21 protein-coding genes and 1 pseudogene are annotated in these 21,788 nt (G+C 71.8%); 5 read left to right on the top strand and 17 right to left on the bottom strand.

What is annotated here, in order from left to right:
• Positions 1–6: 6 nt before the first annotated feature.
• From QM792_RS05905 to QM792_RS05865, 9 genes are all read right to left on the bottom strand, one after another.
• Positions 7–1,167 carry a DUF5666 domain-containing protein gene (locus QM792_RS05905; protein WP_415148425.1) on the bottom strand — a complete coding sequence of 387 codons (1,161 nt, stop codon included), beginning with the start codon at positions 1,165–1,167 and terminating at the stop codon, positions 7–9.
• Positions 1,164–2,072 (bottom strand): DUF6502 family protein, encoded by a 909-nt coding sequence (locus tag QM792_RS05900; RefSeq protein WP_415148424.1) that lies wholly within the window; start codon positions 2,070–2,072, stop codon positions 1,164–1,166. The genes QM792_RS05905 and QM792_RS05900 overlap by 4 nt, the downstream gene beginning before the upstream one ends.
• Positions 2,073–2,102: 30 nt before the next feature.
• Positions 2,103–2,828 carry a class I SAM-dependent methyltransferase gene (locus QM792_RS05895; RefSeq protein ID WP_415148423.1) on the bottom strand — a complete coding sequence of 242 codons (726 nt, stop codon included), beginning with the start codon at positions 2,826–2,828 and terminating at the stop codon, positions 2,103–2,105.
• Complete coding sequence (locus QM792_RS05890) at positions 2,828–3,541, bottom strand: RNA polymerase sigma factor FliA (protein ID WP_415151590.1); 714 nt, start codon at positions 3,539–3,541, stop codon at positions 2,828–2,830. The genes QM792_RS05895 and QM792_RS05890 overlap by 1 nt, the downstream gene beginning before the upstream one ends.
• Positions 3,542–3,555: 14 nt before the next feature.
• Entirely contained in the window at positions 3,556–4,389 is an 834-nt protein-coding gene (locus tag QM792_RS05885) for a flagellar biosynthesis protein (RefSeq protein WP_415148421.1), read from the bottom strand.
• 50 nt (positions 4,390–4,439) lie between these two features.
• Positions 4,440–5,996, bottom strand: a complete 1,557-nt coding sequence (flhF, locus tag QM792_RS05880; protein ID WP_415148419.1) for a flagellar biosynthesis protein FlhF — start codon at positions 5,994–5,996, stop codon at positions 4,440–4,442.
• A 106-nt stretch (positions 5,997–6,102) separates the two neighbouring features.
• Entirely contained in the window at positions 6,103–8,190 is a 2,088-nt protein-coding gene (gene flhA / locus QM792_RS05875; protein WP_415148417.1) for a flagellar biosynthesis protein FlhA, read from the bottom strand.
• Positions 8,187–9,353, bottom strand: coding sequence for a flagellar biosynthesis protein FlhB (locus QM792_RS05870; protein ID WP_415148415.1), 1,167 nt, complete (start codon positions 9,351–9,353; stop codon positions 8,187–8,189). The genes flhA and QM792_RS05870 overlap by 4 nt, the downstream gene beginning before the upstream one ends.
• Positions 9,354–9,481: 128 nt before the next feature.
• Complete coding sequence (locus QM792_RS05865; protein ID WP_415148413.1) at positions 9,482–9,919, bottom strand: MarR family winged helix-turn-helix transcriptional regulator; 438 nt, start codon at positions 9,917–9,919, stop codon at positions 9,482–9,484.
• Between the two features lie 96 nt (positions 9,920–10,015).
• Between QM792_RS05865 and QM792_RS05860 the strand changes: the two genes are divergently transcribed.
• The gene (locus QM792_RS05860) at positions 10,016–11,923 is read left to right on the top strand and encodes an FAD-dependent monooxygenase (RefSeq protein ID WP_415148411.1); all 1,908 of its coding nucleotides are present in this window, start codon (positions 10,016–10,018) and stop codon (positions 11,921–11,923) included.
• 4 nt (positions 11,924–11,927) lie between these two features.
• Here QM792_RS05860 and QM792_RS05855 read toward each other — a convergent pair whose 3' ends face one another.
• From QM792_RS05855 to flhD, 6 genes are all read right to left on the bottom strand, one after another.
• A complete protein-coding gene (locus QM792_RS05855) occupies positions 11,928–12,560 on the bottom strand; it encodes a protein phosphatase CheZ (RefSeq protein WP_415148409.1) in 633 nt (210 codons plus the stop codon).
• 31 nt (positions 12,561–12,591) lie between these two features.
• On the bottom strand, positions 12,592–12,990 hold the full coding sequence (gene cheY / locus QM792_RS05850; RefSeq protein WP_415148407.1) for a chemotaxis response regulator CheY: 399 nt from the start codon (positions 12,988–12,990) through the stop codon (positions 12,592–12,594).
• Between the two features lie 30 nt (positions 12,991–13,020).
• Entirely contained in the window at positions 13,021–13,950 is a 930-nt protein-coding gene (motB, locus tag QM792_RS05845) for a flagellar motor protein MotB (RefSeq protein ID WP_415148406.1), read from the bottom strand.
• Positions 13,951–14,811 carry a flagellar motor stator protein MotA gene (motA, locus tag QM792_RS05840; RefSeq protein WP_415148404.1) on the bottom strand — a complete coding sequence of 287 codons (861 nt, stop codon included), beginning with the start codon at positions 14,809–14,811 and terminating at the stop codon, positions 13,951–13,953. It abuts the gene before it with no gap.
• A 237-nt stretch (positions 14,812–15,048) separates the two neighbouring features.
• Entirely contained in the window at positions 15,049–15,594 is a 546-nt protein-coding gene (gene flhC / locus QM792_RS05835) for a flagellar transcriptional regulator FlhC (RefSeq protein ID WP_415148402.1), read from the bottom strand.
• Between the two features lie 2 nt (positions 15,595–15,596).
• Positions 15,597–15,920 carry a flagellar transcriptional regulator FlhD gene (gene flhD / locus QM792_RS05830; protein WP_415148400.1) on the bottom strand — a complete coding sequence of 108 codons (324 nt, stop codon included), beginning with the start codon at positions 15,918–15,920 and terminating at the stop codon, positions 15,597–15,599.
• A gap of 281 nt (positions 15,921–16,201) precedes the next feature.
• On the opposite strand from flhD, the gene QM792_RS05825 reads away from it, so the two are divergent.
• The 3 genes and pseudogenes from QM792_RS05825 to QM792_RS05815 all read left to right on the top strand — a co-directional run bounded on the left by QM792_RS05825 (position 16,202) and on the right by QM792_RS05815 (position 17,475).
• Positions 16,202–16,447 carry a FitA-like ribbon-helix-helix domain-containing protein gene (locus QM792_RS05825; RefSeq protein WP_415148398.1) on the top strand — a complete coding sequence of 82 codons (246 nt, stop codon included), beginning with the start codon at positions 16,202–16,204 and terminating at the stop codon, positions 16,445–16,447.
• Positions 16,444–16,839 carry a type II toxin-antitoxin system VapC family toxin gene (locus QM792_RS05820; RefSeq protein WP_415148397.1) on the top strand — a complete coding sequence of 132 codons (396 nt, stop codon included), beginning with the start codon at positions 16,444–16,446 and terminating at the stop codon, positions 16,837–16,839. Before QM792_RS05825 ends, QM792_RS05820 begins: the two co-directional genes overlap by 4 nt.
• Positions 16,840–16,842: 3 nt before the next feature.
• Positions 16,843–17,475 (top strand): annotated as a pseudogene (locus QM792_RS05815) (FMN-binding negative transcriptional regulator).
• A gap of 19 nt (positions 17,476–17,494) precedes the next feature.
• On the opposite strand, the gene QM792_RS05810 reads toward QM792_RS05815, so the two are convergent.
• Both QM792_RS05810 and QM792_RS05805 read right to left on the bottom strand, forming a co-directional pair.
• The gene (locus QM792_RS05810; protein ID WP_415148395.1) at positions 17,495–19,438 is read right to left on the bottom strand and encodes a hypothetical protein; all 1,944 of its coding nucleotides are present in this window, start codon (positions 19,436–19,438) and stop codon (positions 17,495–17,497) included.
• A gap of 60 nt (positions 19,439–19,498) precedes the next feature.
• Entirely contained in the window at positions 19,499–20,590 is a 1,092-nt protein-coding gene (locus QM792_RS05805) for a glycosyltransferase (RefSeq protein WP_415148393.1), read from the bottom strand.
• A 277-nt stretch (positions 20,591–20,867) separates the two neighbouring features.
• On the opposite strand from QM792_RS05805, the gene QM792_RS05800 reads away from it, so the two are divergent.
• Entirely contained in the window at positions 20,868–21,671 is an 804-nt protein-coding gene (locus QM792_RS05800) for a flagellin (protein ID WP_415148391.1), read from the top strand.
• Positions 21,672–21,788 lie beyond the last annotated feature (117 nt).

Here is a 21,788-nt window from a genome sequence, read left to right as displayed (position 1 = left end):
GGGCCGTCAGTCGAAGCTGATGCGCCGCGCCTCCAGCAGCGGCCCGTGGCCGGTGGAGACGGCGCGCACCGTCACCGCGCGGCCGTCGGCGAGGTCGGCGACGCCGCCGCGCTCGAACTGCACGCCGGGGCCGGCGTAGGACACCCGGGCACCGCGCACCGAGAAGGTCTGCCGGGCCGTGTCGAGCGCGGCGATGCGGCCATGCAGCGTGAGATGGCCCTGCGGGCTGCCGCGCTCGTCGAGCCGCAGCCGGCTCGCCAGCAGCACGCCGTCGACGGCGCGGCCCTCGACCGCCAGCGCCCGACCCGGCGCCAGTTCGCCCGGGCGGCCGTCGAAGGCCGCGCCGCGCGCGTCGACGCGCTGGCCATCGAGGTCGAAATCGGCGTCGGAGCGGTAGCGTGTGATCGTGCCGCGCAGCTTGACGCGACCGGCATCGGGCAGCGCATGCGTGCCAGCCGACACCGCGCTGGCCATCCAGCGCCCCGCCGCGCCCTGCGTGCGCGCCTGCACGCTGAGCCAGGCGCCCTCGGCCAGCAGCGGCTGCGCGCCTTCGTAGGCGAACAGCGCGGCGCCGACGCGAAAGCGCCGCGCGGCGCTGTCCAGGTCCTGCACCGGCCCGCGCACGCGGTAGGCACCGGGCGCGCCGCCGCGCGGCGCGATGCGCGAGGCGACATAGCGCTTCGCCGCGGCGTCGTGGCTGGCATGCACCTCCAGCACGTCGCCCGCGGCCACGCTGGCCAGCCCGTCGGGCAAGCCGGCGTCGAAGACGGTGTAGGCATCGACGGCCACCTGCTGGCCGAACACCTCCAGCGTGCCGGCGGCCGCGTCGACCGCCGCGGACGGGCCGGCGATGGTGGTGAGGATGCGGATGCGCTGCGCGCGCGCCACCGGCGCGCCGTCGCTGCCGCCGATCTCGCCGCCGTCGACCGCGACGCGCATGCCGAGCTGCAGGCGCTCGCGCGCGGCGGGCGCGCCATCGTCGTCGAACACCGCGGCCGCGCTGTCGTCGTATTCGATGCCGCCGACGAAGATGGAGCCGAAACCTTCGATCGGCGCGGCCACGTAGGAGCCGGTGCCCCCGACGCCGACGCCGCCGCCGCAGCCGGCCACGACGCCCGCCGCCGCGGCGGCCAGCGCCAGCACGAGACCCGCGAGACGGTGCCTCATTCCACCGCTCCACCGCGACGCCGCGCCGTTCGCCGCGCGACCGGCCGCGCCGGCGCGGGCGCCGGCTCCGGCGGCGCCTGGTAGCTGTACAGGCCGATGCGCGCGCGGTTGCCGGCGCCGGCGCGGCCGCCGATGCCGGCGGCATCGTCGTCGGCGATCATCTTCTCGATGCGCGGCACCAGCGCGGCGGTCAGCGCCAGCCACTGCTGCGTCACCAGCTCGCGCAACTGCGCCAGCGATTCGTCCGACAGGCCATCGGCATACAACGCCTGCTCGAAGTGCGCCGGGGCGGCGCCGAGCACGTTGTCGACCGCCGCGTGGAAATGGTCGCCGAGGTTGGCCGCGAGCAGGCCCACCATGCGCGCGTCGTCGCCGCGCGGCACGAAGGCGCTGCGCAGCAGCGTGACGCTGTCGGCCTCCTCGTCGTGCTCGGCCAGGCCGAGGCGGATCAGCTCTTCGAGCAGGCTGCGCGGGTGCATGTCGCGCGTCACCGACTGCGCCAGCGCCTCGAAGCTCGGCGCGTCGCCCAGCCGCGGCAGCGGGCGCGCCCGGCCGTCGGCGTCGAGGTAGTCGGGGTGCGTGGTCCAGCGCGCGAACAGCTCGCTCGGGTAGGAGCGCGCCGGCGCGCCGCGGCGCTGCCGTGCCGCGAGCAGGCGCGTCACCTCACGCCGGTTGATGCCGGTGGCCGCGCTGATGCGGCTGACGCGGCGGTGTTCGTGCAGTTGCGGGTAGGCGGCGTGCGCCTCCTCGACGAAGGCGGCGCGCAGCATCTCGCCGACCGTCGCATGCGCCAGGCCGCGCGCCACCGCCAGCCGCGCCAGCGGCTGCAGCAGCGCCCGCACGGCCTGCAGCAGCGCCGGCTGCTCGCCGGGCGGGAGGTGGGTGTCTTCGGTGTCGTCGGCCACGATGGGACGTCATCGTAGCCGGCCGCGCGGCTAGGTCGGCATCCGGTACAACCACACCGGCTTGCGGCCGTTGTCGCGCATCACGGCAGCGGGCCGCCAGCCCGGCACCTCGAACTCCAGGCTGGCGAGCCAGGCGCCGGGGCGCAGTTCGCGGCGCGCCTTCTCGATGGCGCGCGTCATGCTCTCGGGGCGCTGGAACAGATAGACCAGGTCGAATCGCGACCAGTCGGATGCCCACAAGTCGCAGCGCGTGACGCGCGCGAAGCGGCAGCGCAGCGCGCAGGCCAGCCGCAGCGGCCAGCTCCATTCGACGCCTTCGATTTGCGCCCGCGGATATTCGCGGTGCAGCTCGCGCAGGCCGTCGCCGAGGCCGCAGCCGGCGTCGAGCACGCGAGCGCCCTCGGGCAGCGGCGCCAGCGCGGCCAGGCCGCGCAGCGCGCCGGCCGGCGTCGGGAACATCGGTGCGTCGCGCCAGGCGTCGAGCGGGTAGATCAGCGCCAGCAGCGCCAGCGCAAGCAGCCAGGCCCAGCCCGGCACGGCCGCGCCCAGGCCCGAGACCGCCAGCGACAGCGGAAAGCCCGCCGCGACGAACACCCGCCGCCAGCGCGTGGCCGCCGGCAGCGCCAGCGCGAGCCCCAGCACGGCTGCCAGCGCCAACGCCACCGGCAACGGCGCCGCCGTGCGCGACAGCGCGGCGAACAGCGCCCAGCACGCGCCCCAGGCCAGCAGCGCCGGCAACGGCCAGCGCAGCGCCATCAGTATTCCCTGAGCTTGACGCGCAGCCGCGCGATCGACTGGCTGTGCAACTGGCAGACGCGCGACTCGGTGACCTTCAGCACCGCCGCGATCTCCTTCAGGTTCATGTCGTGCTCGTAGTACATCGACATCACGTACTGCTCGCGCTCGGGCAGGTGCTTGATGGCCTCGACCAGCGCCGCGCGCATGCGGTGATCCTGCAGTTGCGCGAGCGGGTTGGCCTGCTCGTCGGCGACGTGGCGGTCGAGGTAGTCGTTGTCGCCGTCGTCGCCGCTCATGTCCTCCAGGTAGACGAGCTGCGTGCCGCGCACCTTGCCGAGCAGTTCCTGGTACTCGACCAGGCTCATGCCCATCTCGCGCGCGATCTCGCTCTCGGCCGGCGCGCGGCCGAGCTTCTGCTCGAGCTTGTGCACCGCGCCCTCGATCGAGCGCTGCTGCTTGCGCGTGCCGCGCGAGAGGTAGTCGTTGCCGCGCAGCTCGTCGAGCATCGCGCCGCGGATGCGCTGCGTCGCGAAGGTCTCGAACTGCACGCCCTGCGCCTCGTCGAAGCGGCTCAGCGCGTCGGCCAGGCCGATCATGCCGACCTGGATCAGGTCGTCCAGCTCCACGTTGGCCGGCAGCTTGGCGATCATCTGGTGGGCCAGGCGCCGCACCAGCGGGCTGTACTGCTTGAGCATCGAGTCGAGGTCGAGGCGGCCCTTGGCGGTGTACATCGTCTGCTCCGTGATCATCGGTTCATGGCCCGGTTCGCCTGCGCGCGCTGCGGCGGCCGGCCGGCGCCGTGCGCCGCCATCGCCAGGGCCTGCGCGGCGTCGGGGTGCAGGGTCTCGCGCACCCAGCGGCGCAGCGCCTCGTCGGGCGGCTCGGCCGCGTCGGTGGCGGGGTCGACGCGCACCCAGTCGCGCAGCACCGCGCCCAGGAAGTCGTCGGCGCAGGTGGCGAGCTGCATCGCGATGCGCTCGGCGCGCGGCGAACCGGGCGCGGCGGCCAGCATCAGCTCGTGCACCACCAGGCCGGCGCGCTGCGTCAGCAGCTTGAGCGCGGCGTAGGCATGCGTCACGCTGGCCGGCCGGTCGTCGGCCAGCAGCAGCGGGCGCACCAGCGCGGCCTCGTCGCCGCTGCGGCGCGCCAGCTCGGCGCCGCGCGCGAACAGGCGCGCCAGCTCGGTGGCCGGCGCGTGCACCAGGATCACCTCGGCGCGCGGCGCGGCGTCGGCCAGCGCGGCGAGGAAGGGCGCCGTCGAGCCGGTGGCGTCGACGTGGCGGATCGCCAGCCCGCGCGCCGCGAGGTACGACACGCCCTGCGACAGCGGCTCGATCGCGTCGGCCAGGTCCATCAGCGCCAGCTCGGACGGCGCGCCGGCGCGCTCGGAAGCGTCGACCACCAGCACGTGCAGGCCCAGTTCGGTGAAGCCGGTGCACAGGCGTTCGAGCATCACGCCGCCGAAGGCGATGTGCGGGTTGCACACCACGGGAATCATCTTCACGCGCTGCCGTGCGAACAGCCGGCGCAGACCGTCGGCCTGGTCCAGCGGCAGGGGCCGGGAATCGAGATCGCGCATCGTCGGGAGCGAAAGCAGGTGAGTCGTCGTCAGGGGATGGATGCCGGCGTTCAGTGCGCGGCGGCGGCGTGCAGCAGGCCGCTGCGCGGCGCGGCGAAGACCAGGTTGACGTCGGCGGCGTCGAGCTTGTAGCTCGAGCTGCCGCCGCCGCGCAGCGCGCGGTGCGTCAGCGCGTTGGCCGACAGGCGGTGCCAGTCTTCCGGCACGCGCTGGCCGTTGGCCACGCCCACCACCTTCAGCTTGTGGCGGATCAGCGCGTCCAGCGCCGGCCCGAGCTTGACGGCCTCGTCGAGCTTGGAGAGCACGACGCCCGCGCAGCTCGCGGCGCGGTAGGCGATCAGCACGTCCTCGATGGTCTCGCCCTGCGAGGCGGCGTTGACCACCAGCAGGCGCTGGATGGCGCGGTGCTGCAGCATGTCGAGCAGCTCGCGCGTGCGGCTGTCGCGCTGCGCCATGCCGGCGGTGTCGATCAGCACCATCTTCTTGCCCGCCAGCAGCTCCAGCAGGTCTTCCAGCGAGGCGCGGTCGTGCGCGGTGTGCACCGGCACGCCGAGGATGCGGCCGTAGGCGCGCAGTTGCTCGTGCGCGCCCAGGCGGTAGGCGTCCAGCGTGATCAGGCCGAGGTTGTTGGCGCCGTACTTCGCGGCGAAGGCGGCGGCGATCTTGGCGGTGGAGGTGGTCTTGCCGACGCCGGTGGCGCCGATCATCGCGTAGACGCCGCCGCGGTCTTCGAGCGCGCCGTCGGCCTCGCCGGTGAGCAGGTTGCGCTCCAGCACCGAGGCGGCCCAGCCGGCCTCGTCGGACACCTCGTGCGGCATCGCCTCGGCGAGCTTGCGGATCAGCGCGGGCGAGAAGCCGGCGTCGAGCAGGCGCTGCGTCAGGCGCGCCTGCGCCGGCTGGCGCTGCAGCTTCTCCATGAAGGCGAGCGCGCCGAAGCGCTCTTCGATCAGGTCCTTCACGCGGCGCAGCTCCTTGAGCATCTCGTCGTGGTCGCGGCGCGCGGCGGCCGGCGCGGCGGCCTCGGCGGCGGGCGTGTCGTGCAGCACCGGCACGCTGGCGGCCGGCCGGGCCGTCGTCGCGGCGGGCGTGGCGGCAGCGGCGGGCACCACCGTTGCAGCGGCGTTCATGCGCTGCTGCAGCGCGCCGGGGCGTTCCGCCGCCGGCGCGGCCGGCAGCGGCGGCACCTCGGCGTGCGAGCCGACGATGGGCAGGGCCACCGCGTCGTCGGGGAAGCGCGAGGCCTCGCTCATCGCCTCCTGGCGGCGCTTGAGCATGCGCTCGCGCACGAAGTCCTGGAACGACAGCGTGCTCATCGAGAGCTTGCGCACGTCGTCCTCCACCGGCGTGGCCTCGGGCTCGAGGCGCTCGGCCAGGCTCCTGCCCTGGCGCGCCGGCGGCGTCTGCCGCACCGCGGGCGCCGACACCTTGGGCGCCGACGCGGAGATCTGCTCGATGTGCGCCATGCCCTCGGGCGCCATCGCCAGCACCTCCACGCCTTCGGCGCAGGGCTTGGTGGACAGCACCACGGCGTCTTCGCCGAAGGCCTGGCGCACCAGGGTCAGGGCCTCGCGCGAGTTGCGGGCGGTGAAGCGTTTGCAGTTGTTCATGCGGTGCCTCCGGCAAACCGATCGGTGTTCGTCTCCGCGGCGAGGTCGGCACCTGCACCGCATTGCGTGCTGCGACCCCCGCTGCGCGGGGCCCCTCTTTCGCACTTCATGCGGCGCCTCCGATGACGGAACCGATGCGGATCGAATGGGTGTCGGGAATCTCGCTGTGGCCGAGCACGCGCAGGCGCGGCGCGGCGCGGCGCAGCAGGCGTGCCATCGGCGCGCGGATCAGGTCGGGCACCAGCAGGCAGGCCGGCACGCCCAGGTCTTCCTGGCGCTTGGCGGTCTCGGCGGCGCTGCGCGCCAGCGTGTCGGCCACGCCGGGGTCGAGCACCGCGCCGTGCGGCGAGTTCAGCGCCTGCGTCACCAGGCGCTCCAGTTCGGGTTCGAGCGCGATCACGTCCAGCTCGCGCACCGGCCCGTAGATCTGCTGCACGATCGCCGGCGCCAGGTGCACGCGGATGCGGCGCGCCAGCTCGGCCGGGTCGGTGACGGTGGCGGCGTGTTCGGCCAGGCACTCGACGATGGAGCGCATGTCGCGGATGTGCACGCCGTCCTCCAGCAGCAACTGGAGGACTTTTTGCAGGGTGGCGATTCCGACCATCTTGGGCACGACGTCTTCGATCAGCTTCGGGGCCAGCCTGGTCACGTGTTCGACCAGTTGCTGCGTCTCGACGCGGCCGAGCAGCTTGGCGGCGTGGAGTTGCATCAAGTGTGAGAGATGGGTCGCCACCACGGTCGAGCAATCAACGACGGTAAATCCGCCCATCTGCGCCGCTTCGCGCTGGCGCTCCTCGATCCACACCGCGGGCAGGCCGAAGGCCGGGTCGACGGTGCGCGTGCCGATCAGGTTGGTGCTCGCGCCGCCCGGGTTGATGGCCAGCAGCATGCCTGGATAGGCCTCGCCCTCGCCCACCACCGCGCCGCGCAGCGCGATGCGGTAGGCGCTCGGCTTGAGCTCGAGGTTGTCGCGGATGTGCACCGGCGGCGGCAGGAAGCCGATGTCCTGCGCGAACTTCTTGCGCACGCCCTTGATGCGCGCCAGCAGGTCGCCCTGGCGCGTCTTGTCGACCAGCGCGATCAGGCGGTAGCCCACCTCCAGGCCCAGCGTGTCGACCGGCTGAAGGTCGTCCCAGGTGGCCTCGGGGTTGGCCTGCGCCGCCTCGGCCGGGCGCACCGGCTCGCGCTCCTTCGCGCGGCGCTCGCGCTCCTTCATCCACCAGGCGGCGTAGCCCAGCGCCGAGCCGAGCGTGATGAACACCAGGTTGGGCATGCCCGGAACCAGCCCGAGCGCGCCGATGATGGCGGCGGTGATGCCCAGGCCGCGCGCCGAGCCGAACACCTGGCGGGCGATCTGGCTGCCGACGTCGTGCTCCTTGCCGACGCGCGACACCACCATCGCCGCGGCCACCGAGATCAGCAGCGCCGGGATCTGCGCCACCAGCGCGTCGCCGATGGCCAGCAGGATGTAGCTGTCGGCCGCGTCGGAGGCCGTCAGCCCGTGCTGCGCCACGCCGATCACGAAGCCGCCGACGATGTTGATGAACAGGATCAGCAGCCCGGCGATCGCGTCGCCGCGCACGAACTTGCTGGCGCCGTCCATCGAGCCGAAGAACTCGGCCTCGTCGCCGACTTCCTGGCGGCGCCGGCGCGCCTCCTTCTCGTCGATCAGGCCGGCGTTCAGGTCGGCGTCGATGGCCATCTGCTTGCCCGGCATCGCGTCGAGCGTGAAGCGCGCGCCGACCTCGGCGATGCGCTCGGCGCCCTTGGTGACGACGATGAAGTTGATCACCACCAGGATCGCGAACACGATCAGGCCGACCGCGAAGTTGCCGCCGATCAGGAAGTGCCCGAAGGACTCGATCACCTTGCCGGCCGCGCCCGGGCCGGTGTGGCCCTCCATCAGCACCACGCGCGTGGAGGCGACGTTCAGCGACAGGCGCAGCAGCGTGGTCAGCAGGATCACCGTCGGGAAGGCGGCGAAGTCCAGCGGCCTGATCATGTAGGCCGCCACCATCAGCACCATCAGCGCCATCGCGATGTTGAAGGTGAACAGCACGTCCAGCGCGAAGGCCGGCAGCGGCAGCACCATCATCGCCAGGATCATCACCACCGCGATGGGCGCCATCAGCGCGCGCAGCGCGCGGCCGTCGGGCCCGATCAGCGCCTGCAGCTTGTGCACGAGCGGGTTCATTCTTCGTCGAGCTCCATGTCGGCAACGCCCTGGTTATGCGGGTCGAGCTCGGGCGGCACCGGCAGCTCGGGCAGTTCGCCGGGCGCCGGGCCGCGGCCGGCCAGCGCGGCGCGCAACTGGTAGACGTAAGCCAGCACCTGCGCCACCGCGGCGAACAGCGCCTGCGGGATCTCGTGGTCGAGCTTGGTATGCGCGTACAGCGCACGCGCCAGCGCCGGCGACTGCAGCACCGGCACCTTGGATTCCTTGGCGATGTCGCGGATCTTCAGCGCGAGCAGGTCGACGCCCTTGGCGACCACGCGCGGCGCGCTCATCTTGCCGTCTTCGTAGCGGATCGCGACGGCGTAGTGCGTCGGGTTCATCACCACCAGGTCGGCCTTGGGCACGGCGGCCAGCATGCGGCGGCGCGAGGCCTCGCGCATCCGGGCCTTCTGCTTGCCCTTGACCTCCTGGTTGCCCTCGGCCTCCTTGTGCTCCTGCTTGGCCTCCTGGTGGCTCATCTTCAGCTTGTCGGCCAGCAGCTTGCGCTGCAGCGGCACGTCCACCGCCGCGAAGCCGGCCAGCGCCAGCACCAGCAGCGCCAGGCCGCCGAGCAGCGTGCCGGCACCCGACTCCAGCGCCTGCGGCAGGCTCATGCCCAGCATCGCGACGAAGTCGCCGACGTGCGACTTCAGGTACAGCGCGCCTGTCGTGCCGAGGATCAGCGCCAGCGCGCAGGCCTTCAGCGCGGTGACGAGCTGCTGCTTGGCGAACAGCCGGCCGACGCCGGCGATCGGGTCCAGGAAAGCGAATTTCGGCTTCAGCGGCTTGAGCGTGAAGTTCCAGCCGCCCGAGGCGACGCTGACGCCGATGGCCACCAGCGACAGCAGCAGGCCCAGCGGCAGCACCATCCACAGCGTCGCGGCGCTCAGCTCCGACAGCCGCTCGAGCATCGCCTGCGGCTGGGCGACGCTGCGCGCGTCGAACTGCAAGGCCTGCGCGACACGCGCCTTCAGCCAGCCCGTGGCCCAGGGCATGGCCACCACCAGCGCCGAGCCGCCCACCGCGATGGCCGCGAAGTGCCCCAGGTCGCGCGAGCGCGGCACCTGGCCCTGCTCGCGCGCTTTCTGCAGCTTGCGCGCCGAGGCGGGAAGAGTGCGGTCCTGGGAGTCCTGGTTGGCCATGGCGTGACGCCCCGTTGGCAGGGGGCCAGGCCATTGTTCCGGCCGGGTGGCGGAACTTGAGCCGGAAGAGGCGGCAAAAAGGGGCGCTTATCGGCGCCCGGGCGGCGCGGTGTGACGCAGTGGACGGGTCAGCGCCGCCGCGCCGGCGCCAGCCCCAGCGCCTTGCGCGCCAGCGCCAGGAACGCCGCCCGCTCCGCGCGCGTCAGCGGCCCCAGGATCTCGGCCTGCAGGCCCTCCACCACCGGGCGGCAGTCGGCCAGCACCTGCTCGCCCTCGGGCGTGAGCCGCAGTTGCCGCGCGCGCCGGTCCTGCGCGTTGACGATGCGCTCGAGCAGGCCCTTCAGTTCCAGCCGCTCGATCACGCCGCCGATCGTCGCGCGGTCGAAGCCGATCGCGGCGGCCAGGCTCGCCTGGTCGATGCCGGGCTGCTGGGCGATGCCGTCGAGCGCGGCGAACTGCACCGAGGTCAGCTCGAAGCCCGCCTCCTGCGTGCGCGCCTGGAAAACCTGCGTCGACTGCTGGTGCAGCCGCCGGATCAGGTGCCCGGCCATCTCGATCCTGTCCATCGCCATCTCCTTTCGAGGGCTCGACGGTACTTGACGTGATTGATAAGTATACTTATCGTTAGCCATCCCAGCGGCAATCACCCTCCAGGAGACAGCATGCAATTCCACGTCAACGGCTTCGTGCCCGGCGACCCCGATGTGCACCCCGCCGCGCCCGGCCGGCGCCGCCCCGGCGACCCGCTGCCGGACACGGTCGACGTGCTGATCGCCGGCTCGGGCCCCGCCGGCCTGTGCCTGGCCGCGCAGCTCGCGCGCGTGCCGGGCATCCGCACGATGCTGGTCGAGCCCAAGCTCGCGCCGATGGAGAAGGGCCAGGCCGACGGCATCAGCGTGCGCTCGATGGAGATGTTCCAGGCCTTCGGCTTCGGCGAGAAGGTGATGCGCGAGTCGGTGTGGATCAACGAAACCACCTTCTGGGCGCCGGGCGCGGACGCGGCGCTGGCCCGCGTCGCCCGCGTGCAGGACGTGCCCGACGGCATCTCCGAGATGCCGCACGTGCTGATCAACCAGGCGCGCGTGCACGACATGTTCCTCGACCTGATGCGGCGCTCGCCCACCCGGCTGGAGCCCGACTACGGCCTGAAGGTGGTCGACCTGGCCATCGACACGGCGGCCGCGGAGTACCCCGTCACCGTCACGCTGGAGCACACCGCACCGGACCGCGAAGGCCAGCGCGCGACGCTGCGCGCCAACTACGTGGTCGGCTGCGACGGCGCGCGCTCCGCGGTGCGCGGCGCCATCGGCGGCGCGCTGCACGGCGACGCGGCGCACCAGGCCTGGGGCGTGATGGACGTGCTGGCCACGACCGACTTCCCCGACTGGCGCATGAAATCCTTCGTGCGCTCGAAGGACGAGGGCATCCTGATGGTGCTGCCGCGCGAGGGCGGGCACCTGGTGCGCCTGTACGTGGAACTCGACGCGCTGGGCGAGCACGAGCGCGTGGCCGATCGCGGCATGGGCGCGGCCGACATCATCGCCAAGGCGCAGCGCATCTTCCGGCCCTTCGCGCTCGACGTGAAGGAGGTGGTGTGGTGGTCGATCTACGAGATCGGCCACCGCCTGACCGACAAGTTCGACGACGTGCCCGCCGCCCAGGTCGCCACCCGGGCGCCGCGCGTGATGCTGGCCGGCGACGCCTGCCACACCCACAGCCCGAAGGCCGGCCAGGGCATGAACGTGTCGATGGGCGACACCTTCAACCTGGGCTGGAAGCTGATCTCGGTGCTGACCGGCCGCGCCGACGCGGCACTGCTGCACAGCTATTCCGGCGAGCGCCGCGCCGCGGCGCAGGGGCTGGTGGAGTTCGACCACAAGTGGGCGCGCGTGGTCGGCGCGCGCAGCGAAGACGACGCCGCCGACGGCCTGCCGCGCGTGGCGCGCGAGTTCGTCGCCAACCTGCCCTTCACCTGCGGGCTGACCATCCAGTACGAGCGCAGCGCGCTGACCGGCGCGCCCACGCACCAGCACCTGGCCGCCGGCCTGCCCATCGGCAAGCGCTTCCACTCCGCGCCCGTCGTCCGCCTGGCCGACGCCAAACCGATGCACCTGGGCCATTGCATCGAGGCCGATGCGCGCTTCCGCCTGTTCGTCTTCGCCCCGGCCGGCGACACCGGCGGCCGCGGCGGCGCCGTCGCCGCCCTGTGCGACTGGCTGGAGCACGACGCGGCCTCGCCGCTGCGCCGCCACACGGCGCCGGGCGAGGACGTGGACGCGGTGATCGACGTGCGAGCGGTCTTCCCGCAGGACTTCCGCGCGCTGGAATACGGCGCCATGCCGACGCTGCTGCGCCCGCGCGTGGGCCGCTACGGGCTCACCGACTACGAAAAGGTGTTCTGCGCCGACACGAAGCGCGGCGAAGACGTCTTCGCGCTGCGCGGCATCGACCGCGCGGCTGGCTGCATCGTCGTCGTGCGCCCCGACCAGTATGTCGGCCACGTGCTGCCGCTGGCGGCGCGGGAAGAGTTGGCGGCCTACTTCGCCGCCATCCTGCGCGTGCGGACCTAGAACACTAGAAGCCGAGCGAGGCCAGCAGGTCGTCGACCTCGGCCTGGTTCTGCACCACGTCGGCGCGCCCTTGCGGGTCGACCACCGGCCCGTGCAGCGCGGCCGTCTCGACCTTGTGCGCCTGCTCGGGCGGCGCGGCCTGCATCAGCAGCTTGACGAGGCTGTCTTCCAGCTCGGTGGCGAGCGTGACCACCTTGGCCACCACCTGGCCGGTGAGGTCGTGGAAGTCCTGCGCCAGCATGATGTCGGTCAGGTGCCGGTCTATGCTCGCCGTGGCGGCCTCGACCTCGCCGACGAAGTTCAGCACCGCGCCCGAGGCGACGGCCTTGACGGGGTCGCGCACGATGGCCTCGGCGATGCGGCGCGTCTCGCCGCTGATGCGGGCATGGTCGGCCTTCGCCTGGTCGACCGAGTTCAGCACCTTGTTGGCGGCGTCGCTGGTCTTGCTGGCGATGTAGCTGAGCCGGCTGCGCGCGTCGGGCAGGCCGTCGGCGGCGAGCTGCAGCCTGGGCATCACGCCGAGCTGCGTCAGCGTGTCGTGCAACTGGCGCGTCAGCAGGCCGAGCTGCTGGAACACGTCCGCCGAGGCCCCGCCGGCCGTCGGCGGCGCGAGCTCGCGGAGATCGTCCATCTTCATGTTCTGGTTCTCCGGGGTCGGCGGCGGCCGCTCAGACGGTGGCGGCGAGCTTCTGCATGATCTTCTGCACCTTCTCTTCCAGCGTGGCCTTGGTGAAGGGCTTGACGATGTAGCCGGCCGCGCCTTCCTGCGCGGCGCGCACGATGTCTTCCTTGCGCGCCTCGGCGGTGACCATCAGCACCGGCAGGTGCTTCAGCGCCTCGTCCTTCTTGATCGCGCCGAGCAGCTCGAAGCCGTTCATGTTGGGCATGTTGATGTCGCTGACGACGAAGTCGAACTTCGCGTTCCTGAGCATCTGCAGCGCCACGGCGCCGTCCTCGGCCTCCTCGGCGTTGTGGCAGCCCATTTCCTTGAGCAGGCCGCGCACGATGCGGCGCATGGTGGAGAAGTCGTCGACGATCAGGAATTTCAGGTCGCTGGCAGTGCTCATGGCGGGCCTCGTGGAGACTGGCTCGGGTGTTTATCGGGCGGACAGCGTGAAAGTTGAGCCCGGCTCGGGCTCGGCCGGCACGGCGGGCACGGCGGGCTTCAGGATGCGCTCCTCGGCCTCGCGGTTCATCACGATGATGCTGATGCGGCGGTTCGCCGGGCCGGCCGGGTTGTCGGGCTCGATCAACTGGCTGGAGGCCAGGCCCTGCACGCGCAGCACGTGCTCGTCGGGCAGGCCGCCGGCCACCAGCTCGCGCCGCGAGGCGTTGGCGCGGTCGCTCGACAGCTCCCAGTTGCCGTAGCCGCGGTCGCCGCCGGCGTAGCGCTGCGCGTCGGTGTGGCCTTCCAGCGTCAGGCGGTTGGGCACGTCGGCGAGCACCGCGCCGATCTCGTGCAGCAGCTCGCGCATGTGCGGCTGCACCACCGCGCTGCCGCTGTCGAACATCGCGCGGCTCAGCTCGTCGACGATCTGGATGCGCAGGCCGTCGGCGGTCATGTCCAGGCGGATCTGCGAGCGCATCGCGGCCAGCTTGGGGTTGGCGGCGAGCACGTCCTCGACCTTGTCCTTGATGGCCTGCAGCCGCATCATCTCGGCGCGCCGCTGCTCGGCCTTGAGCGCCTGCAGGTTCAGCGCGCGCTTCTTCGCGTCGATCTCGCCCTGCTTGACCTGGCCGTCGCTGCGCGACAGGTCGGCGCCGCCGCCGCGGATGATGGACGACGAATCGCCCGAGCCCGAGCCGCCCAGCATCGCGATCTTCAGCGGCGAGTTGAAGTAGTCGGCGATGCCCTTCTTGTCGCCCTCGGTGGTGGAGCCGAGCAGCCACATCAGCAGGAAGAAGGCCATCATCGCCGTCACGAAATCGGCGTAGGCGATCTTCCAGGCGCCGCCGTGGTGTCCATGCCCGCTGCGCTTGACGCGCTTGATGATGATGGGCTGGAGCTTCTTGCTGTCGCCGGCCATTTATTTCTTCCCTTTCACATGGCCTTCGAGTTCGGTGAAGGTGGGCCGCTCGGTGGAGTACAGCACCTTGCGGCCGAACTCCACCGCCACCTGCGGCGCGTAGCCCTGCATGCTGGCCAGCAGCGTGGTCTTGATGCACTGCAGCTCCTTGGAGCCTTCGTCGCACTTCTGCTCCATCAGGCCGGCCAGCGGCTCGGCCACCGCGTAGGCGAGCAGGATGCCCAGGAAGGTGCCGACCAGCGCCGAGCCGATCATGCCGCCGAGCACCGCCGGCGGCTGGCCCACCGAGCCCATCGTGTTCACCACGCCCAGCACCGCGGCCACGATGCCGAAGGCCGGCAGCGCGCCGGCCAGGCGCGCCACCGCGGCGGCCGGCGCGTGCGCCTCGTGGTGGTGGGTCTCGATCTCGCTGTCCATCAGCGACTCGATCTCGTGCGCGTTGAGGTTGCCCGAGACCATCATGCGCAGGTAGTCGGTGACGAACTCGACCACGTGGTGGTCGCTGCCGACGGTGGCGTACTTCTGGAACAGCGCCGAGGCCTGCGGCTCGTCGACGTCCTTCTCGATGGCCATCAGGCCTTCCTTGCGCGCCTTCTGCAGGATGTCGTAGAGCAGCGCGAGCAGCTCCATGTAGCGCGACTTGGTGTACTTCGAGCCCTTGAACACGCCGCCCAGGCTGCCGAGCGTGGCCTTCACCACCTTGGGCTGGTTGGCGACCACGAAGGCGCCGGTGGCCCCGCCTAGGATGGCGAGCATTTCCGTCGGCAGGGCGTGGAGGATCACGCCGATGTTGCCTCCGTGGACGATGTAGGCGCCGAAGATGCACCCCATCGCGACGAACCAACCGATGATGACGAACATGGCTTCCCGCTGATTTCTCGTGTGGCGCCGCGGCAAGGAACGCAGCAGCTTCGCCACCTTATCGGCAGGGTCGTCGCGGGGCTTGAGTGGCCGAAGGCGTGCAAAGACGGCGCCGCAAAGAAAAGCGCGGATCCCGAGGGATCCGCGTTGAAGGCACCCGGGGGCGTGCCAGGAGGAGACAAGCAAGAGAACGATCGTGCGTCCGTTATCGGCCGGACGCGGCGCAAACTTCAGTGTTCAGTGGGCGCCCATCCGGATCGCGCCGGCCGCCTGGCCCTTGCCGGCGCGGGCCGGCGGATTGCACAGGCCACAGACGTAGTGTTTCGCAATCTCGTGCGGGTGGGACACGAACTGGCCCCCGCATTTGGAGCATTTCGTCATGGTCAGCATGCCGTTGTCGACGAACTTGACCAGGCGCCAGGCGCGCGTCACCGACAGCAGCGCCTCCAGGCCCTGCGCCGAGGTCTGCTCCTGGTAGAGCTGGTAGGCCTTGATGACGGTGTCGATCTCGTCCAGCTCGGCGGCCTTGTTCAGGTACTCGTGGATGTTCAGGAACAGGCTGGCGTGGATGTTGGGCTGCCAGGTCATGAACCAGTCGGTCGAGAACGGCAACTGGCCCTTGCTGGGCGACTTGCCGGAGACCTCCTTGTACAAACGCAGCAGGCGTTCGTAGGACAGATCGGTCTCCGACTCCAGCACCTGCAGCCGCGCGCCGAGCTGGATCAGCGTGACGGCCCGCTCGATCTGCCTGGCTTCGGTGAGGATGGACTTGACGCGCGCCATGATCAGGCCGCCTCTTGATGACGGCCGGCCATCAGGATGGCGGCGTGCAGGCGGCTGGTGGTGTCGTTGGCGGCCGACTTGCCGTGGCTGGTGAGCAGGCCCCAGACCAGGTCGTCGTCCATGCGGAACTTGCACAGCAGCGTGTTGCCGGCTGCGATCTTCATCATCTGCGCCGGGGTCAGCAGCGCGATCATCGCAGCGGTGTCCTCGCTGATGCCCAGGCGGAACAGCGCCTGCTCGCGGTCGGCGCGGATCAGGCTCTGCGCCAGCATCAGGTACGACAGGTTGGCTTCGCGGATTTCGGTGAGGATCTGGTCGGCGTTCATGGCTTGCGTTGGCTCGGTTGTTCGTTCTGGTGACCGTCATTCGCGACGGCATGGAACGGATTCTGAAGAGCGCAACTGGCCCGCAACATCGGCCCATCTCCGTGGCTTGAGTCCACTTTCGACCATGGCGCGTGTCGGATTTTTTCCTACACGCTCGGCTGCGGAGGTGTCCCGGCGTGATGCCCGTCACGACGCGACGCCGGACCGGCACGCTGCGGCGGTTCGGGTTTGACTAGCCTCCACAATGGAACCACAATGGTTCCATCGCAGAAGGAGGCCCCATGCCCACCACCATCACGCTCAAAGGCATCCCGGATGCCGTCTACGAGCAGCTCAAGGCCTCGGCGGAACAGAACCGCCGCAGCCTGAACAGCGAGGCGATCGCCTGCCTGGAAAACACGCTGCTGCCCCGGCGCGCGACGGCACTGGAGCATCTGGCCCAGGCCCGCGAGCTGCGCGCCGGCCTGAAGCGCGGCGCGTTCGAACCCGAAGACATCACCCGCTTCAAGCGCGCGGGGCGCGCGTGATCGTCGCGGACGTCAACCTGCTGGCCTACCTGTACCTGCCCGGCACGTACAGCGAAGCGGCCGAGCGCTGGCTGCTCGACGATGGACAGTGGGCGGTGCCGCGCCTGTGGCGCAGCGAGTTCCGCAACATCCTGGCCACCTACCTGCGCCAGGGCCTGCTGACACTCGACGACGCGGCCGCCATCGCGCAGCGCGCCGAGGCGCTGGTGGCGGACAACGAGTTCGACATTCCGACGCTGGCCGTGCTTCGCCTGGCCCACCGCAGCGGATGCTCGGCCTACGATTGTGAATACGTGGCGCTGGCCGAGTACCTCGACGTGGCATTCGTTTCGGCCGACGCCAAGCTGTGCAAGGCCTTCCCGGGCCGCGCGGTCCTGCTTTCCAAGGCTTGATCCATGTACATCCCGCCTCACTTCGCCATCGCCGACCGCGCCGTGATCGAACGCATCGTCCGCGAGCATCCGCTCGGCGTGCTGGTGACGCAGTCGGCGCAGGGGCTGGACGCCGACCACCTGCCGTTCGAGTTCGACGCGGGCGTGGGCCCGCTGGGCACGCTGAGCGCCCACGTGGCGCGCGCCAACCCGCTGTGGCAGCGCTGCGCCGATGGCGCGCCGGTGATGGTGATCTTCCGCGCCGCCGAGGCCTACATCTCGCCCAACTGGTACCCGAGCAAGCACGAGGCGCACCGCCAGGTGCCGACCTGGAACTACTAGGTGGTGCACGCGCACGGCACGCTGACCGTGCGCGACGACGAGCGCTTCGTGCGCGGCGTGGTGGCGCGCCTGACGCGCCGCCACGAGGCGTCCGAGCCGCGGCCCTGGAAGATGTCCGATTCGGCTCCTGAATACATAGCCGCGATGCTGCGCAACATCGTCGGCATCGAAGTCGCCGTCACCTCGCTGGTGGGCAAGTCCAAGCTCGGCCAGAACAAGGAAGTGCGCGACCGCCTCGGCGCCGCCGACGCGCTGGCCGAGCGCGGGCACGACGAGATGGCGACGCGGATGCGGCCCCAGCCGGGACAGGCTTGAGGCGGCGAAGGCCGCGCCTTCAGCCTTCGGCCGGCAGGTGCTCGGGCGGCAGGCCCGCGACGGCGCGCGCCCACATGCGTTCGTACAGCGCCTCGATGTCGCGCGCGAAGCGCGCGCCGTCGAACAGGCGGCCCTGGCGCTGGCCGAGCAGGTGCGCGCGCAGCGCGGCGCGGCGCGGCGCGTCCTGCGCCAGCGCGATCGCCTCGGCTTCGTAGTCGGCCGCGTCGGCGCGCACCAGTTCGTTCAGGCCCACGGCGTTCAGCAGGCTGGGCGCGACGCGCTGCGCGAAGCCGGCGCCCATCCACGTGAGCACCGGCACGCCGGCCCACAGCGCCTCGCCGGCGGTGGTGTGGGCGTTGCAGGGCCAGGCGTCGAGGTACAGGTCGGCGCAGGCCAGGCGCGACAGGTGCTGCTCCAGCGGCAGCATGGGCACGAACAGCAGCCGCGCCGGATCGACGCCGCGCTCGCGCGCCGCCGCGTGCAGCGCCGCCTGCACGTTGGTGTTCCAGCGCAGCAGCCACAGGTGCGCGTCGGGCACGGCGCGCAGGATGCGGCACCAGGCGTCGAACACCTCGGCCGAGATCTTGTACGACTGGTGGAAGGCGGCCAGCAGCGGGCCCTGCGCCGGCGCGCCCCAGTCGGCGCGCGTGGACGGCGCCGGCAGCGCGCGCCGCGCGTCGTTCGGCTGGTAGCACAGCGGCATCTGCGCCAGCTTCTCGCTGAAGTGCGCGGCGTGCGCCAGCGGCGTGGTCACCGGGTCGCCGATCAGGTAGTCGACGTAGCTGGCACCCGTCGTGCCCGGAAAGCCCAGCCAGCTCACCTGCAGCGGCGCGGCGCGGTGCGCGGTCACCGGCATCAGCGTTTCGCTGGTGGCGCCCTTGGCGTCGACGAGGATGTCGATGCCCAGCTCGCGGATGCGCTGCGCCATCGCCGCGTACGGCAGGCCGCGCAGCTCGACGAAGCGCTCGCTCGCCTCGCGCAGCCGCGCGCGCATCGCGCTGCCGTCGTCGGGCCCGGCGGACAGCAGGCTCACCTCGAAGCGCGTGCGGTCGTGCGCTTCGAGCATCTGCACCATCAGTTGCGCGGTGGCGTGCTGGTGGAAGTCGGCCGACAGGTAGCCGATGCGCAGGCGTCCGCCGTGCGCGCGCGCCGCGCGGCGCGGCAGCGGCTGCACGCGGCCGGCCACGTGCATCGCGTAGAGCCGCGCCACCTCGAGCTGCTCGACGGGGTCGTCCACGAACACCGCGTGCGGAAACGGCATGGTCTCGGCCGGCGCGTCCGACGGCGCGGCGGCGATGCCCCGGCGCAGCGCCGCCAGCTCCGGCGCGGCGGCGCTCCAGCGGCAGGCCTCGCGCTCCAGGAACACCAGCAGCGCGCGCGCCGACAGCTCGCTGCCGCCCAGCCCGAGCGCGAGCGCGGTGCGCACGCACTCGGCGGCCTCGGCCTTCATGCCCTTGTCCTTGAAGCACATGCCGAGGCGGAAGTGCACCGTCGCGTCGTCGATCTTCAGCGCCAGCGACTGCATGTAGGCGCCGATCGCGTCGTCGAGGCGCTGGCAGCGTTGCAGCGCGACGCCGAGCGACAGCCACCACGCCGCGTCGCGCGGCGCGTCGTCCGGCAGCGCGAGCAGGCATTGCGCCGCGGCCTCGTTCGCGCCGCGCTCCATCAGCGCATGCGATTCGAGTGTGTAGGCCAGCGTGAGCCGGCCGTCGCGCGCGCGCAGCGCCTGCGTGCGGCGCAGCGCCAGGTCGGCGCGGCCGGCGCGGATCAGCGCGTGCGCCGCGGCCAGGCCGTAGGCCTCGGCCCCGTGCGCGGCGTAGGCCCGCTCGAAGCCGAGCGCGGCCTGGTCCCACTGCTCGCGCTGCGCGCAGCCCTGGGCGTTCTGCCATTGGCGCCAGGCGCGCTGCTGCCCGGGCGAGGCGGATCGGGGCGGGGTCGTCGGTTGGGGCAGGTCGAGGGCCATGCGCGAGGGTAGCGGCGCACGCCGCGGCCCCAAGCCGCGAAAAGCCGCACCGCGGCCGGCCTATTCCAGGCGCCGCGGGCGCCGGGCGTTCGACTCGATCTCGGCGCGCCAGCGCAGCGCGCGCTCGCGCCACTGCGCCGCCGGCGCGGCCCGGCCCAGGCTCTGGTGGAAGGCCGCGAGGTTGTGCGCGGCGAGGAAGCTGCCACGGCCGCGCACGCTGTCGGGCAGGTCGGGGCGTTCGCCGATCGCCACCGCGCGCAGCCAGCTCGCCTCGATCTGCGGCAGCAGCTCGCCGGCCTGCGCGGGCTCGGCCAGCGCGCGGTCGAGCAGCAGGTCGCCGAGCGTGAAGAAGAAGTCGGGTGAATCGCGCCAGCGCTCCAGCTCGTCGCCGGCCAGTTCGACGGCCGCGTCGAAGTGTCGCGTCTTCTTCAGCGTGAACAGCAGCCGCACGACCAGGTCGTGCCGCCAGGCGGCGGCCGCGTCGCCGTCGCGCAGCGCGTCGAGGTAGTGCGGCAGCGCCTCGTCGAAGCGCGAGCGCACCTCGAGGTCCTTGCCGAGCTGGTAGTGAAGATAGGCGTCGCCGGGGCGCTCGGCCAGCGCGATGCGCAGCAGCCGCTCGTTGCGCCCGGCCTTGGCCTCGCGCCGGCTCGCCAGGTAGCCGTCGTGGCCGATCAGCAGCGGCAGCCGCTCGCGCGGCAAGGCGCTGGCCGGCTGCTCGTGGATGCGCCCCTCGTAGTGCACGCCGGCCGGCAGCAGGCGCGGAATCCAGCTCGGCGCGTGCTGCACGCCGCCGTGCTCGTCGTCGACCGCGCTGTCCACGCGCACCAGGCCGACGAAGCCGGGCTCGCGCGCGCGGACGCCGGCCAGGCAGTGCGCGCCGCCTTCCAGCCATTCGTCGGCGTCGAGCACCAGGCGCCACGGCGCGTCGGTGTTCGCCAGCGCGAGGTTGCGCGCGGCGCTGAAGTCGTCGGACCAGGCCGCCGATATCACGCGGGCGCCGCAGCCCGCGGCGATCTCGCGCGTGGCGTCGGTGCTGCCGGTGTCGAGCACGATCATCCGGTCGACGTGCGGCCGGGCGCTGGCGAGGCAGCGCGCGATGCAGCGCTCTTCGTTGCGCGCGATCAGCACCAGCGCGATGGCGTGGGATGGCATGGCGCGGGATTGTCGATGCGGCCGCGCCCGAGTGCCCGCGGGCGATGCGACGAAGAACGGGGGCTTGGGCGTGCTATTTCCACGATCGGGCCCTTGACGAAGCGCCTGACGCCTTCACCGCCCCCTCAAGTTTTCCGGCCACGGGCCCGATAACCCTCGCAACGGTTCCGGCATCGGGGCCGTGTCCGGTTAGCCGGCCAACGGTTGAGCAGCAAGCGATGCACTGCACGACACAGCGGACGACTGGAGTCTTAAACCACTGACAGGAGTCTTCACCATGCCCATGACCATCAACACCAACGTGTCGTCGCTGAACGCGCAGCGCAACTCCACGACCTCGGCGGCCTCGCTGGCCACCTCGCTGCAACGCCTGTCCTCGGGCCTGCGCGTCAACTCGGCCAAGGACGACGCCGCCGGCCTGGCCATCGCCGACCGCATGAACGCGCAGATCCGCGGCATCAACGTCGCGATCCGCAACGCCAACGACGGCATCTCGCTGGCCCAGACCGCCGAAGGCGCGCTGGCCACCGTCACCGACGTGCTGCAACGCATGCGCGAACTGGCGATCCAGGCGCAGAACGGTTCGAACGGCACCGGCGACCGCGCCAACCTCGACACCGAATACCAGGAACTGTCGGCTGAAATCACCCGCATCGCGGCCCAGACCAAGTTCAACGGCAAGGCCATCGTCGGCGCCGACGCCGGCGCGCAGATCTTCCAGGTCGGCGCCAACAACGGCGACACGCTGACGATCACGACCTCGACGGTGACCACCGTCGCCGGCGGCCTGACGACCGCCGCCAACGCCTCGACGGCGGTGGCCGCGATCGACACCGCGCTGGACACGATCACCACCAGCCGCGCCACCTACGGCGCCGTGATGAGCCGCTTCGAGTTCGCGATCAGCAACCTGCAGATCTCGGGCGAAAACCAGAGCGCCGCGCGCGGCCGCATCATGGACGCCGACTTCGCGCAGGAAACCGCCAACCTGTCGCGGGCGCAGATCCTGCAGCAGGCCGGCACGGCGATGGTGGCGCAGGCCAACCAACTGCCGCAGAACGTGCTGTCGCTGCTGCGCTGATCGCCCCGACCGGGCTTCGCGCGAACGGGCCACCCCTCGGGGCGGCCTTTTCCATTTCCTTTTCATTTGCGCGGCAAAGCCGCCTCTATTCGCACGATCCGGCGCCGCGCGGCGGCG

The sequence above is a fragment of the Piscinibacter sp. genome, from assembly GCF_047600445.1.
In the GTDB taxonomy this organism is placed as follows: Bacteria; Pseudomonadota; Gammaproteobacteria; order Burkholderiales; family Burkholderiaceae_C; genus Piscinibacter.
The sequence above is the reverse complement of the archived record's forward strand: the minus strand, read 5'-3'. Positions and strand labels throughout refer to the sequence as shown.